General features: G+C 60.0%; 14 protein-coding genes. 5 read left to right on the forward strand and 9 right to left on the reverse strand.

All coding sequences use genetic code 11. From position 1 onward, the window contains the following. Positions 1–73 precede the first annotated feature (73 nt). Positions 74–844, reverse strand: a complete 771-nt coding sequence (locus GA829_RS27255; protein WP_195175668.1) for a peptidoglycan-binding domain-containing protein — start codon at positions 842–844, stop codon at positions 74–76. Beyond that, positions 819–2,567, reverse strand: a complete 1,749-nt coding sequence (locus GA829_RS27260; RefSeq protein ID WP_195175669.1) for a sensor histidine kinase — start codon at positions 2,565–2,567, stop codon at positions 819–821. Before GA829_RS27260 ends, GA829_RS27255 begins: the two co-directional genes overlap by 26 nt. 535 nt (positions 2,568–3,102) lie before the next feature. Between GA829_RS27260 and GA829_RS27265 the strand changes: the two genes are divergently transcribed. Both GA829_RS27265 and GA829_RS27270 read left to right on the forward strand, forming a co-directional pair. Further along, the gene (locus tag GA829_RS27265) at positions 3,103–3,456 is read left to right on the forward strand and encodes a DUF5330 domain-containing protein (RefSeq protein ID WP_195175670.1); all 354 of its coding nucleotides are present in this window, start codon (positions 3,103–3,105) and stop codon (positions 3,454–3,456) included. Positions 3,457–3,566: 110 nt separating this feature from the next. Next, positions 3,567–3,995: a SufE family protein gene (locus GA829_RS27270; RefSeq protein WP_195179823.1), complete on the forward strand. Its 429-nt coding sequence runs from the start codon at positions 3,567–3,569 to the stop codon at positions 3,993–3,995. Between the two features lie 95 nt (positions 3,996–4,090). On the opposite strand, the gene GA829_RS27275 is transcribed toward GA829_RS27270, so the two are convergent. The 3 genes from GA829_RS27275 to GA829_RS27285 form a co-directional block, all read right to left on the reverse strand. Then, on the reverse strand, positions 4,091–4,516 hold the full coding sequence (locus tag GA829_RS27275) for a Ros/MucR family transcriptional regulator (protein WP_195175671.1): 426 nt from the start codon (positions 4,514–4,516) through the stop codon (positions 4,091–4,093). Positions 4,517–4,521: 5 nt separating this feature from the next. Continuing rightward, positions 4,522–4,713: a hypothetical protein gene (locus GA829_RS27280; protein ID WP_195175672.1), complete on the reverse strand. Its 192-nt coding sequence runs from the start codon at positions 4,711–4,713 to the stop codon at positions 4,522–4,524. A 222-nt stretch (positions 4,714–4,935) separates the two neighbouring features. Further along, a complete protein-coding gene (locus GA829_RS27285; RefSeq protein WP_195175673.1) occupies positions 4,936–5,304 on the reverse strand; it encodes an SH3 domain-containing protein in 369 nt (122 codons plus the stop codon). Between the two features lie 117 nt (positions 5,305–5,421). On the opposite strand from GA829_RS27285, the gene GA829_RS27290 reads away from it, so the two are divergent. Then, positions 5,422–7,539: a S9 family peptidase gene (locus GA829_RS27290; protein ID WP_195175674.1), complete on the forward strand. Its 2,118-nt coding sequence runs from the start codon at positions 5,422–5,424 to the stop codon at positions 7,537–7,539. Between the two features lie 176 nt (positions 7,540–7,715). Further along, a complete protein-coding gene (locus GA829_RS27295) occupies positions 7,716–8,099 on the forward strand; it encodes an SET domain-containing protein (RefSeq protein ID WP_195175675.1) in 384 nt (127 codons plus the stop codon). 109 nt (positions 8,100–8,208) lie between these two features. On the opposite strand, the gene GA829_RS27300 is transcribed toward GA829_RS27295, so the two are convergent. From GA829_RS27300 to GA829_RS27315, 4 genes are all read right to left on the reverse strand, one after another. Then, complete coding sequence (locus GA829_RS27300; protein ID WP_195175676.1) at positions 8,209–9,159, reverse strand: cytochrome c; 951 nt, start codon at positions 9,157–9,159, stop codon at positions 8,209–8,211. Positions 9,160–9,168: 9 nt separating this feature from the next. Continuing rightward, positions 9,169–9,606: a c-type cytochrome gene (locus GA829_RS27305; protein WP_195175677.1), complete on the reverse strand. Its 438-nt coding sequence runs from the start codon at positions 9,604–9,606 to the stop codon at positions 9,169–9,171. A gap of 268 nt (positions 9,607–9,874) precedes the next feature. Beyond that, entirely contained in the window at positions 9,875–10,471 is a 597-nt protein-coding gene (locus GA829_RS27310) for a superoxide dismutase (protein ID WP_195175678.1), read from the reverse strand. A gap of 200 nt (positions 10,472–10,671) precedes the next feature. Next, complete coding sequence (locus GA829_RS27315; RefSeq protein WP_195175679.1) at positions 10,672–11,550, reverse strand: branched-chain amino acid aminotransferase; 879 nt, start codon at positions 11,548–11,550, stop codon at positions 10,672–10,674. Positions 11,551–11,700: 150 nt separating this feature from the next. Here GA829_RS27315 and GA829_RS27320 point away from each other — a divergent pair, with 150 nt between their 5' ends. Next, the gene (locus tag GA829_RS27320) at positions 11,701–12,363 is read left to right on the forward strand and encodes a haloacid dehalogenase type II (RefSeq protein WP_195175680.1); all 663 of its coding nucleotides are present in this window, start codon (positions 11,701–11,703) and stop codon (positions 12,361–12,363) included. Positions 12,364–12,386: the final 23 nt, after the last annotated feature.

Genomic DNA, 12,386 nt, shown 5'->3' on the forward strand with positions numbered 1-12,386 from the left:
AACAAGCTCCGGATGGCATCCGGACGCTACTTAGCGAGGTTTTCGCCGATCCGCGAGGGGTGGATGCCAGCTGTCAGTTGGTCAGACCGATCTCACGCATCTTGACGTAGACGACCTCGTCGGGCTCGCCTGTCTGCGGCAACCCGAACAGGGACTGGAATTCCTTGATCGCCGACTTGGTGCGAGCGCCCACCACGCCATCCAACTTCATGTCGTCGTTGCCGAATGCCTTCAGCCCCGCCTGAATCTTGACGATGCGCGGATCAGGGCCTTGCGCTGACGTGCTCGTCTGCAATGAGACCGGCACGGCGGCTGGCGTGTCCGGTCGCGGCACCGGATGAGGTACGGCGGCGGTCGTGGTCGGCGTCGCGCCGAGTTGATCGAGCAGAAGTGCATCGATCTCGCCGGACGCGTTGAGCCCCACCTTCTGCTGATAGGCCTGGATGGCCTTGCGGGTGTTGGGTCCGGTAATGCCGTCGACAGTGCCGGAATAGAAATCGAGATCCTTCAATATGCCCTGGATCTGTTGAACGACCGGGTCGCTTTTCACCGGTGCGGCTTGCGCGCTCGGGCGTACGATGTTGATCGTGGTCTCCGGTTCGTCGCTGCCGGCACGAGGGAAACCTTCAATGCTGCGTGTGGCGAAAAACGCGCCTGCATGTGGAAAGGGCTGGTACCACAGCGCATTCGCCGAAACATAGAACAGCGTCACCAGGAAAGCCGTTGACCCGCCAACCAGAACCGGGTTGCGCGAAATCATGCTGCCGACAGCGACAGCACCGTCCTTGAAGAAGGCGTTGCCGCGGCGCTTGACCGCTTTAGGCTGTTTTGCGGAGCGAGCCATTTCGGTCCCCTTTCGCCCTGGCAACCGGCATGGGCAGCACCCCTGCCTTGTCGGCGGACTGACCTTTTGGTCCATTCACCGGCAGGCTGATGGTCACCGTGGTGCCCTCGCCCGGCATGCTTTCGATCGACATCGTGCCTTCGTGCAGTGCCACGAGCCCCTTCACCAGGGAGAGCCCAAGACCGGTTCCCTCGAAACGGCGCGTGTAGTCGTTCTGGATCTGCACGAAGGGCTTGCCGAGATTGGCAAAATCTTCCTCGGCAATGCCGATGCCGGTATCCCGAACCCAGAAATGCAGACGCGAGCCGATCCGCTTGGCACTGACGACGACATCGCCACCCTCGGGCGTGAACTTGACGGCGTTGGAGACGAGGTTGATGAGGATCTGCTGCACGGCGCGGCGGTCAGCGTTTATCTCACCTGCGTCCGGGGCGATCTGTGCCTGCAGATTGATGTTCTTCGCCTTCGCCTGCAGCTGCATCATCGACTGGCACATGTCCACGGCTTCGGCGAACCGGAACGGCTCCGGCTCGGTCGCATAGACGCCGGATTCGATCCTCGACACATCGAGTATCGAAGTGACGACGGCAAGCAGGTGCTGTCCTGAGTCTCTTACCAGGCCGACATATTCCTTCTGACGGGGGTCCTTGAAGGCGCCGAACATCTCGTGCAGCAACATGTCGGAGAAGCCGATAATGGCATTCAGCGGCGTGCGCAGTTCGTGGCTCACCACCGCCAGGAACCGGCCCTTGGCGACTTCGGCGGCAGCAGCCGCATCATTGGCCGCCGCGAGATCTTCGCGCAGGCCGGCAATCTCGTCGTTGGCACGCAGGACAAGCGTGACGATGTCGCCCTGGTCTTCAGCCTGCACCAGTTCAAGCGAAAATGGCCGGTAATTGTCGGCCATCAGGCGGCTGTCCTTCTGGTCATTGCCGTTTTGCGGCAACCGGATGCGCAATTCGAGCCGGCGCGACAGAACGCCATCGCGCATATCGGCGAGCGCGCTGAGATAAGAGACGCGATCCGACAGATGAACACGATCGAAAAGACCATTTCCGCAAAGCAGTTCCGGCGGCAGCTTCAACAGGGTACGCGCCTTCGCCGAGGCGTCGAGAACCTCGCCATGACGGGCCATGCGCAAAACCACGGCATCGATGATGTCTTCGAGCTGGCCGGCGGTATCCTGGTCATGCGATGCGCCGTCGACGTCGCGAAACGCCGAGATGCGCGGAATGAGCGTGAGCGCCCAGGCCAAGGGCACCAGCCAGTGCCATGCAGGGATTTGCACCGAGGCCAGCGGCAAGAAGGGTCCAACCAGAGGCTGAGCCACGACCGCGACAAGGGCTGAGACAGATCCCCAGATCACGGCACGCCGCGAGGCGCCGATCCACCAGGCTTCGAACGGCAGGGCCACGGCCAACATGGCGACCGGAGAGCTCAGCCCTCCCGCCGCGGCAATGAGCCCGGCAAGCGCGACGCCCGCCATTGCCAGAGCAACCTGTGCAGCCAGAGCCATCTTGCCTGTTGCCGCGACCAGCAAGGCAACGAACCAGCAAAGACCGAAAGCGGCGAAGATCGCTGCAACGGTCACAGCCGCGCCGATGCCCGAGGTAACCAGAGTGACCGCGGCGCCCGCGGCGAAGAACGGTGCAGCCAGCATGACGCCAATGAAGCGGCGCTGACGCTCGCGGTCGCCTTGTCCAAGCACGGTCGGATGCACCATGCGCCCGCAACCAGCTGCCATCGCGCCAGGCAATTCAACGTATCTGGCCTTGATTGAACTCAACTCAACGCACTCGCACTTGTCGTGAACAGCTCTGCTTGGCAGATTGTTTTGGTTGGCTCTGAAACTCGCATCCAGCGTTTAAGGAATGGATAAGGCAAGGCGAACCAAGGCTTGGCTCATGGCAAATATCGGGACGGCGAAGGCAGAAAGCCCGGGCAAATGCAGCCATAGTAAACGGAGGGTTATTGCTGATGCGGCCGTGTCTTTGACAGTACGCTGAGCCGGCGCACCAACGTTTGAGAAAATACGCATTAAAAACAAGCGGATGGATGGTTACCGAGCGGTGAAGAAAATTGATCAGGCTTGAGACAGATCAAGAGCAAAACGGTTCGTTTCGAATTTGCCTAAAATTTGAGGAAAATTCTCGTGGTCAGCGCAAGCCGTCCTTTGTGCCTGTGTGCCAACATCCTGCCTACAAAAGAGGTCATGCCGTACGGCTGCATGATCCGGTCGCGACGAGAGGGCAAAGGGCATGGGCTTTCTTATAAGAATGGCTTTCTGGTTTTCGCTGGTGCTTTTGGCGCTGCCGCTCAGCGTCGGCCCCGATGAGTCGGGCCGCGAGAGCGTTAGCCCACTCCAGGCTCTGTTTGCCGCGCGCGAAGCGGTCGGCGATATCGCCGGCATCTGTGAACGCAAGCCGGAAGTCTGCGAAACCGGCAAGTCCGCGATGCACACGATCAGTGCCCGCGCCAAGGAGACGGCCAAGATCGCGGCCGCCATGCTGGATGACGGCAAGACCGCCGAACCCGACACCTCGACGACAACCGGCAGCGTGCCGCAGGAAGTCGTATTGCCCGACACGGCCCCGGTGCCTGTCAGACACTAACACCTTTCAGCCAGCTTGATGGCACACCGCGGGCGCGTTTGACCTCTCGACGCCCGCGGTGTCTTTGTTTTTCCGTGACGCGGCGCCACCGCATGACTATATCCGGCGTCATGACCGCCACCATCCAAACCATCCGCGACGACTTCTCGTTTCTTGACGAATGGGAGGACCGCTATCGCTATGTAATCGAGCTTGGCGAAGCCCTGCCGCCATTCCCGGATGAGGATCGCAAAGCAGCGAACAAAGTACCGGGTTGCGTCAGTCAGGTCTGGCTGACCACCGAGCAAGCGCAGGGAGCCGATCCGGTCATCACCTTCAGGGGCGATTCAGACGCTCATATCGTGCGGGGCCTTGTCGCGATCATGCTTGCGCTGTTTTCGGGAAGGGCCGCCAGCGAGATACAGAGGACCGATGCCGAAGCCACACTGAAGGAGCTCGGCCTCGATGAGCATCTTTCACCTCAACGCGCCAACGGCCTTCGCTCGATGGTCAAGCGCATCAAGCGGGATGCGGAAGCCGCATTGAGGCCTGCCGCCTGATCCGCTTCACGGCCCGCGGGCCTGCGGCGCTCGCCCCTTAAAATCAAACGGCGCCCGAAGGCGCCGTTGAGTGTCGATCTTGTTGCAAACAGCGTTTACCGCGCTTTGCGCTTGCGGCCGAGGCCCATCTTCTTGGCGAGCTGGGACCGGGCAGCAGCGTAATTGGGAGCAACCATCGGATAGCTCGGATCCAGGTTCCACTTTTCACGATACTGATCGGGTGTCAGGTCGTAGTGGGTCATCAGGTGGCGCTTCAGCGACTTGAATTTCTTGCCGTCTTCAAGGCAGACGATGTAGTCGTCGTGCACGGAGCGCTTCGGGTTCACAGCCGGCTTCTGCTTGTCAGCAGGGGGCTGTTCAGTGGTTCCGCCAACACGCCCGAGAGCAGCATGGACGTCAGCGATAAGGTTTGGCAATTCGCCGACGGGTACAGGGTTGTTGCTGACATAGGCCGCCACCACGTCGGCGGTCAGTTCGATCAGCGCATCGCTATTTCTGGAAGGTGTTTCGACAATATCCATGTTCATCAGGCCCCAACGAGAGTTGTTTCGAACTGCGCCCCTTTTTTTACTGGCAGGGCTTTGCGCGAATTTTGCACAGATAAGAGCTCCTGCGATTCGCGTTGCGGAATCTTAATGAGCCCATGAGCAAAGTAAGTCAATTCGTATCTTCCGTTATATTCAGCGATATTGGTCAAATATTCCAGGATCAGCTTCACTCTTTCGTGCATTTTGTAATTTTGCGACATTTCGCCCGAAAAACGAGCAACAGCTGACGTAGCGTAAATTCTGCACTACATTTGCCGTAACTCGCATGATGAGCCTCGGATGCTTGTTTAAGCTTGACCGTCACGCCGGCTACTTGGTTGCTCCGCAACCATGGCTAAACCGCAAGTTGCTGTAAGCCATCGTGCACGATCTTCGCCCCCAGCGACGCTCAATCAGCGCGGAGTGATGTATTTCCCATAGGCCCAGCCGGTAACGAAATTCCCGTTCTGCGCCGGGTCATGCCATATTTCGCACCAGAGATAGCGAACCTTCTGCTCCTGCTTCCATGCAGGCTGGTTGGCTATATCCAGCAAGTTTATTCCGCCGGTGCATCTGCCGGTCATCCGCAGAACCGTCCCATTAGGATATGCGGCCTGTTTCTGGGACCCGCCTGAAGGATATTTGCGAACATTCAGCGTATCGCCGAACGGTACATTGGCCACTTGCCAAGCCGCGAATACGGTCGCATGAGATTGGCTGGCGAAGGCCAGAATAGTCGAAACGACAGCCAGAGCCGCGGCAGTGCGAACGAAATTACCCATCACTTCTCCTTCCGGCTCATCTCCTGGCGCTAGACCACATCACTAATTCCCAGCTGTTGAACCCGCGCTGATCGGCGTGTTCATTCGCCATTCAAGATACTTCCAAAGCGAGACTCAATGACCCGAACCGCAGTATTCCCGATCGCCAACCCGCCAAAGCCCCAAAAGCAACCGGTTTCCGATACGCATCACGGCGTGACGCGGACAGATGACTATGCCTGGCTGCGCGCCGACAATTGGCAAGAGATGTTCAGGGATCCGGCGTTGCTCGATGCACGGATACGAGCCCAACTCGAAGCCGAAAACGTCTACCAGTCGCAATTGATGGCGGACACGGTCGAGTTGCGAAAACAGCTGTTCAAGGAGATGAAGGGACGGATCAAGGAGGACGACTCTTCGGTGCCGATGAAGGACGGGCCCTACTCCTATGGTTCATCCTTCAAGCTGGGCGGCGAGCAGCCGCGTTACTTCCGTATGCCGCGCGACGGCGGGACCGAACAGATCCTGCTCGACGGCGACGCGGAAGGCGAAGGCAAGGCTTATTTCCGCCTTGGCGGCATCGATCATTCGTCCAACCACAAAAAGCTTCTGTGGGCATTCGACGACAAGGGCTCCGAATTCTACACGCTTCGGGTGCGCGACCTTGCCGACGGCAAGGAACTTGCGGACCAGATTCCCGACACCGGCGGTTCGGGCGTTTGGGACGCTGGCGATGACGGCTTCTTCTACACCCGCCTCGACCCCAACCACCGGCCATCCAAGGTGCTGTTCCACGCGCTTGGACAAAGCCCGGAGAGCGACCGGTTGATCTATGAGGAGACCGATCCTGGCTTCTTCATGAATGTCGATGGCACGCGCAATAATGAATGGATCATGATCGGCATCAACGATCACGAGACTTCGGAATATCGCCTGCTGAGCGCCAGTGACCCGTTTGCCGAGCCGAAACTGGTGTCGCCGCGCGAGATAGGCCTTCAATATGATTTGGAGGAAGGCGGCGATGTCTTCTTCATCCTCACCAATGCGGACGGCGCCAAGGACTTCAAGATCATGACGGCGCCGGCCAGCGATCCGGTGCGCGCCAACTGGCAGGAGTTGGTGCCGCACGAAGCCGGCAGGCTGATCCTCTCTGTAATCGGCTTCAGGGACCACATGGTCAGGCTTGAACGCAAGGAAGGCCTGCCGCGCATCGTCGTGCATGACCGCAAGAGCGGTGAGGAACATCTTCTGTCGCTCGGCGAGGAGGCCTTCTCGCTCGGCCTGTCAGGCTCCTACGAATACGATACCGAGATGATGCGCTTTTCCTATTCGTCGATGACGACGCCCGGGCAAGTCTTCGACTACAACATGCGCACCCGCGAACGCGTTCTGCTGAAGACGCAGGAAGTGCCGTCCGGCCATGAGCCCGACCTCTATGTGACGCGGCGGTTGATGGCGCCCGCAGCCGACGGAGAGCTGGTGCCGATCTCGCTGCTGTATCACCGCGACACGCCGCTGGACGGATCAGCGCCTTGCCTGCTCTACGGCTACGGCTCCTATGGCATCACCGTGCCGGCGGCCTTCAACACCAACTGCCTTTCGCTGGTCGATCGCGGCTTTGTCTTTGCCATCGCCCATGTCCGTGGCGGCAAGGACAAGGGCTATGGCTGGTATGATGACGGCAAGCGGCAGAACAAGATGAACACGTTCACCGATTTCATCGCCACCGCACGCCACCTGGTCGCCGAGCGCTACACCGCGCATGACCGCATCGTCGCCCAAGGCGGGTCGGCCGGAGGCATGCTGATGGGCGCCGTCGCCAACATGGCGCCTGAATGTTTCGGCGGCATTGTCGCGGAGGTTCCCTTCGTCGACGTGCTGACCACAATGCTCGACGAAAGCCTGCCGTTGACACCGCCTGAGTGGCCTGAATGGGGCAACCCGATCGCATCCGCCGAAGACTACCGGACGATCGCTGCCTACTCGCCCTATGACAATGTCGCCGCACTCGAGTATCCGCCGATCCTGGCGCTCGCAGGCCTCACCGACCCGCGCGTTACCTATTGGGAGCCGGCGAAATGGGTGGCACGGTTGCGTGAACGGAAGTCCGGCGACAACCCGGTGCTGTTCAAGATCAACATGGACTCAGGCCATGCCGGCGCCTCCGGCCGCTTTTCCAGGCTTGAGGAGATCGCCTTCACCTATTCCTTCACATTGAAGGTGACGGGCAAGGCTGATCTTGCCGCAAACGACTAGTACACTTCGCGTTCGAAGAGCTCGGAGCCGCGCCTTGGCTTTCCAGCCAATGCGCACATTTGGGTGACATGCAATTGCGAGCCGATTTTCCGCTCGCAATTGCGATGGCCTCGGGCTACCCAATGCCCGGCTTTTTCAGGCCACCGCCACCAATCCCCGTCTCGCAAGGATCTGACATGTTGCTCGTCGACACCTATCTCGACAAATCTTCCATTCAGGGCATCGGGGTTTTTGCCAAGAACCACATTCCGTCTGGCACATTGCTCTGGAAGCTGGATCCAAGGTTCGACCGGGTCATCGACGTCGAGACTTATGAGGCCCAGACCGGGCCTGTGAAGAGCTATCTCGACCGCTACTCCTACCCTGACCGGCGCGACCCCAGACACATTGTCTTCGAGGCGGACGACGCGCGCTACATGAACCATGCCGACGAGCCGAATTGCGACGTCTCCTCGCCCGAGGAAAGCTTCGCGCTGCGCGACATCGCGGCCGGCGACGAACTCACCTGCAACTACAACCATTTCTTCGAGACCGGCTTCGATTTTCTGGGTGACCGCTAGACCATTCCAACTGGCCGCCTGAACATAATTTCGATCACGCGGAGGTCGCACTGGCGAAGATGATCTGAGCGTTTCCAGCGCCAGCCCAGCCTTCCTGACGCGTCGAAGATCAATTCGCAGCCGGCTTGCGTGCCGGATAGCCGTTTGAATGCGGCGGTATCGCTTTCAGGTAGGCGGCGATCGCGGCACGATCCTCGGGTGCCAGTTCAGCCATGTTTCTCTGCACATCGACCATGGCGCCGCCAACGGAATCGAAAACGGGCGTGAATCCGGTTTCGAGATAGTTGGCAATGTCGGCCTCCGACCAGTCGCCGATGCCACCCTCGCCCGACGTGATGTTGGGCACGACACCGCTGCCTTCGGCAGCCACGGCGCCGGCCAGCCATTCATTCTTCCTGGTTCCGCCGGAAAAATCGCGCGGCGTGTGGCATTCGCCGCAATGCCCTGGCCCTTCGGCAAGGTACCGGCCTGCCATCACCGGTGCGGGTGTGCCTTCGGGGAAAGAAACCACCGGTCGATCGCTGAGATAAAGCAGTTTCCACAAGCCGATGCCGCGGCGGATGTTGAACGGGAACGAAAGTGAATTGTCGGGCGCTTTGCCGGCAACCGCCGGCAGCGTCTTCAGGAAAGCATAGAGATCGGCAATGTCGGCAGGGTTCATCCGCGCGTATGAGGCGTAGGGGAATGCCGGATAGAAATGCTCGCCTGATGGCGAGACACCTTTCAGCATGGCATTGGAGAGGTCTTCCACCGACCATGCGCCGATACCGTCCTTGGCATCCTGCGAGATGTTGGGCGGCACGAAGATGCCGAACGGGGTCTTGAGTTCGAGGCCGCCCACCAGCTCAAGCCGGGCATCGCCTTGCGAACCCGGCCTGGCATGGCATGATGTGCAGCCGCCGGCATAGAAAATACGTTTGCCTTTGGCGGCGTCGCCGGGCCCCAGCTTGGCCAGGGCTTCTGGCCCGAGCTTCACCGGCGCCGACAAGACCCACCCGGCGACCGCGCCGAGGCCACCCAGAATGACGAGGGCACCGACAAGTTTCTTCAGGGAGGGCATCGCCCGCTATCAGCTCTTCTTCACCCGATAGCCCTGGTGACAGGTGCCGCAATTGGAAGCGATCGTGCCGAATTGTGTCTTCAGCGTATCGACATCGGCTGGAGCGGCGGCAGCGGCTGCCTTAACGTCGGCAAGGTACTTGTCCTCGGCCGCCTTGAAGCCGGCCATGTCTTCCCAGATTTTTGGAGACGCCGTGGTATCGCCCTTGTCGCTGCCAGCCGGGAACAGGGCGTCGACGTCGAACTTCTCGGCGTTTACCTGCAGCGCCTGGAGTGCCGTCAGCACCGCAGCGGCATCAAAAGGCTCCTCGCCCTTGACCACTTTCGACAGGCCGCCGACGATCTTTCCCCGCTCCTTCATCAGAGCCTGCCTGTCGAGGATAGGATCGGCAAAGGCCGCCGAGGCCGCGAGTGCGAGCATAGAGATGGCGATAACAAGCTTTCTCATTCAGTTGGCTCCATGAGTGCAGACATTTCGAGACAGAACGATAACGGCAAGAGTGGTCAGAAAATTCCGGATTCACCTCACGCTTGTGTGATTTTTTCGAGTGCCGCCGCAGCACCAAAAGAAAAGCCCCGGATTGCCGGGGCTTTCTCAGAACTATTCAGGCCTTCAAGCCCGTCGCGTCCAAACAGACTCGACCAACAGGCTTCAATGCCTGGTTTTTGTGCATGTCGTTGACCCAAAACCGCTGCGCACTTTTGGGCGACATGCATTAGGCCTTTTCGTAGAGCTCGAGCACGTGATCCCAGTTGATCAGGCTGTCGACGAAGGCCTCGAGATATTTCGGCCGGGCGTTGCGATAGTCGATGTAATAGGAATGTTCCCAGACATCGACGCCGAGGATCGGCGACGCGCCATGGACCAGCGGGTTCTCGCCGTTCGGTGTCTTCGAGATCGCCAGCTTGCCGTCCTTGACCGAAACCCAGGCCCAGCCCGAACCGAACTGTGTCGTGCCGGCCGCGATGAAATCAGCCTTGAACTTGTCGTAGCCGCCGAGATCGCTGTCGAAAGCCTTCTGCAATGCGCCCGGCAGCTTGTTGCCGCCGCCGCCCTTCTTCATCCACTTCCAGAAATGGATATGATTGTAATGCTGGGCCGCGTTGTTGAAGAGGCCGGCGTTCTTGCCGAACGACTGCTTGACCACGTCCTCGACCGAGAGGTCGCCCATGCCGGCTTCCGCGGCGAGCTTGTTGCCGTTATCGACGTAGGCCTTGTGGTGCTTGTCGTGGTGATATTCCAGCGTCTCCTTGGACATGTACGGCTGCAGGGCCTCATAGTCGTAGGGCAGAGCGGGCAATTCAAAAGCCATGGATAATACTCCCTCGTGGATAGGATCCGGTGTCGATACCGGATTTAGATAGGTCTGGATTGTTCTGGAACAACTCCGGAATGAAGCGCCGGTTCCCTTTCTAAGCGGGTTCCCGGCGGGTGTCACATGGTTTCGCGGCGAAACCCTGCGTCACGCTGAAGCCCCTTGCCTTGACGGGCCAAAAATACGCCGCGTCGTGGTCAGGCGGCCGGTGTCGAGTGCGCCCAATCCCAATAGAGCTCGCGGGCCTTCTTGGCCACCGGCCCGGGCTGCAGATCGCGGTCCTCGATGCGAGTGATCGGCACGACCTTGGAATGGTTGCCGGTCGAAAAGATCTCATCCGCTTCGAGGAAATCACGCACCGACAGCGTCTTTTCGGTGGTCTTGAAGCCGTAGTCGCCAAGCAGCGCCATCGTGCGCGAGCGGGTGATGCCGGACAGGAACGTGCCGTTTGGCGCCGGGGTGAAAACATGACCATCCTTGACCAGGAAGATATTGGACGTGCCGGTCTCGGCGACATTGCCCAGCATGTCGAGCACCATGGCGTTGTCGAAGCCGCGCATCTTGGCTTCGAGGATGGCGCGGCCATTGTTGGGATAAAGGCAGCCGGCCTTGGCGTTGGTCGGCATGGTTTCGATCGTCGGGCGCCGGAACGGCGACACTGTGACCGAAAAGCCGGTCGGCGGGATCATCGGCGATTCATAGAGGCACAGGCAGAAACGCGTCGATGCGGGATCGGCCGGGACGCCCATGTAGCCGCCATGCTCGGCCCAGTACATCGGCCTGATATAGACCGCTGTCTTGCCGTCGAACTTCTTCAACCCGTCCCAGGTCAGGCCGACGATCTGCTCGGGGGTCATATTGGGCTTGAGGCCGAGCGCGATCGCCGAAGAGTTCACTCTCGTTGCGTGAAGCTCAAGATCGGGCGCCACACCCTCGAACCAACGGCCGCCATCAAACACGCTGGTGCCAAGCCACATGGCGTGGCTGCGCGGCCCCATGATGGCAACATTGCCCTCGTACCAATCGCCATCCACGAAAGTCCATGTCGCGGAAAGTGCCGCAGCCGCCAGTGTCATCGCTTCGTCCCGTTTCCGTGTCTCGTGTGGCTATTGGAAGATGCTTTGACGAGTGGCGTCAACCTGCATGACCGAGATTTGTTGAGGCCAGCCACCCGCGATTGCAATCGGGGCTTGCGCCGCGTGAGGCCTCGCCTCAAAACTGTTGCCATGCAATACGCCGCCTACGTATTCGATGCCTATGGCACGCTGTTTGACGTGCATGCCGCCGTGCGACGCCATGCCGATGCGATCGGGCCGGACGGCCAGTTGCTGTCGGAGCTCTGGCGCGCCAAGCAGCTGGAATATTCCTGGGTGCGCACGCTGATGGGTGCCTACGCCGATTTCTGGCAGTTGACTGAACAGGCGCTCGACTTTGCCTTGCGCAAATTTCCCTCCGCCGACCCCAGCCTCAAGGCCAAGTTGCTGGATGCCTATTGGCGTCTGGACTGCTATCCGGAAGTGCCGGCTGTCCTCAAGGCGCTCAAGGCCTCGGGCGCGCGGCTGGCAATCCTGTCGAATGGCTCGCCTGAAATGCTGCATGCAGCGGTCAAGTCCGCGGCACTCGACCAGGTGCTGGACGACATCTATTCCGTCGACGCTGTCAGGCGCTTCAAGACCGATCCGGCGGTTTACGACATGGTCACCACCGACCGGCGGCTTTATCCGGCTGCCATATCGTTCCAGTCCTCCAATCGCTGGGACATCGCAGGCGCGACCCGATTCGGCTTCCGCACGGTGTGGATCAACCGCTCCAATCAGCCCGAGGAATACCGGGATTTTCCGCCAGCCCTGATCCTGCCGTCGCTGGAAGCGCTGGTCACGGCCGGCTAACCGGCAAGCCCCTCGGCAAGTCT

Source organism: Mesorhizobium sp. INR15, from assembly GCF_015500075.1.
Taxonomy (GTDB): Bacteria; Pseudomonadota; Alphaproteobacteria; order Rhizobiales; family Rhizobiaceae; genus Mesorhizobium.

Coding starts and splice junctions, on each gene's coding strand:
- GA829_RS27255 (WP_195175668.1), bottom strand. CDS start 844: ATGGCTCGCTCCGCAAAACAGCCTAAAGCGGTCAAGCGCCGCGGCAAC.
- GA829_RS27310 (WP_195175678.1), bottom strand. CDS start 10,471: ATGGCTTTTGAATTGCCCGCTCTGCCCTACGACTATGAGGCCCTGCAG.
- GA829_RS27295 (WP_195175675.1), top strand. CDS start 7,716: ATGTTGCTCGTCGACACCTATCTCGACAAATCTTCCATTCAGGGCATC.
- GA829_RS27305 (WP_195175677.1), bottom strand. CDS start 9,606: ATGAGAAAGCTTGTTATCGCCATCTCTATGCTCGCACTCGCGGCCTCG.
- GA829_RS27300 (WP_195175676.1), bottom strand. CDS start 9,159: ATGCCCTCCCTGAAGAAACTTGTCGGTGCCCTCGTCATTCTGGGTGGC.
- GA829_RS27315 (WP_195175679.1), bottom strand. CDS start 11,550: ATGACACTGGCGGCTGCGGCACTTTCCGCGACATGGACTTTCGTGGAT.
- GA829_RS27260 (WP_195175669.1), bottom strand. CDS start 2,567: ATGGTGCATCCGACCGTGCTTGGACAAGGCGACCGCGAGCGTCAGCGC.
- GA829_RS27285 (WP_195175673.1), bottom strand. CDS start 5,304: ATGGGTAATTTCGTTCGCACTGCCGCGGCTCTGGCTGTCGTTTCGACT.
- GA829_RS27275 (WP_195175671.1), bottom strand. CDS start 4,516: ATGGATATTGTCGAAACACCTTCCAGAAATAGCGATGCGCTGATCGAA.
- GA829_RS27290 (WP_195175674.1), top strand. CDS start 5,422: ATGACCCGAACCGCAGTATTCCCGATCGCCAACCCGCCAAAGCCCCAA.
- GA829_RS27265 (WP_195175670.1), top strand. CDS start 3,103: ATGGGCTTTCTTATAAGAATGGCTTTCTGGTTTTCGCTGGTGCTTTTG.
- GA829_RS27270 (WP_195179823.1), top strand. CDS start 3,567: ATGACCGCCACCATCCAAACCATCCGCGACGACTTCTCGTTTCTTGAC.
- GA829_RS27320 (WP_195175680.1), top strand. CDS start 11,701: ATGCAATACGCCGCCTACGTATTCGATGCCTATGGCACGCTGTTTGAC.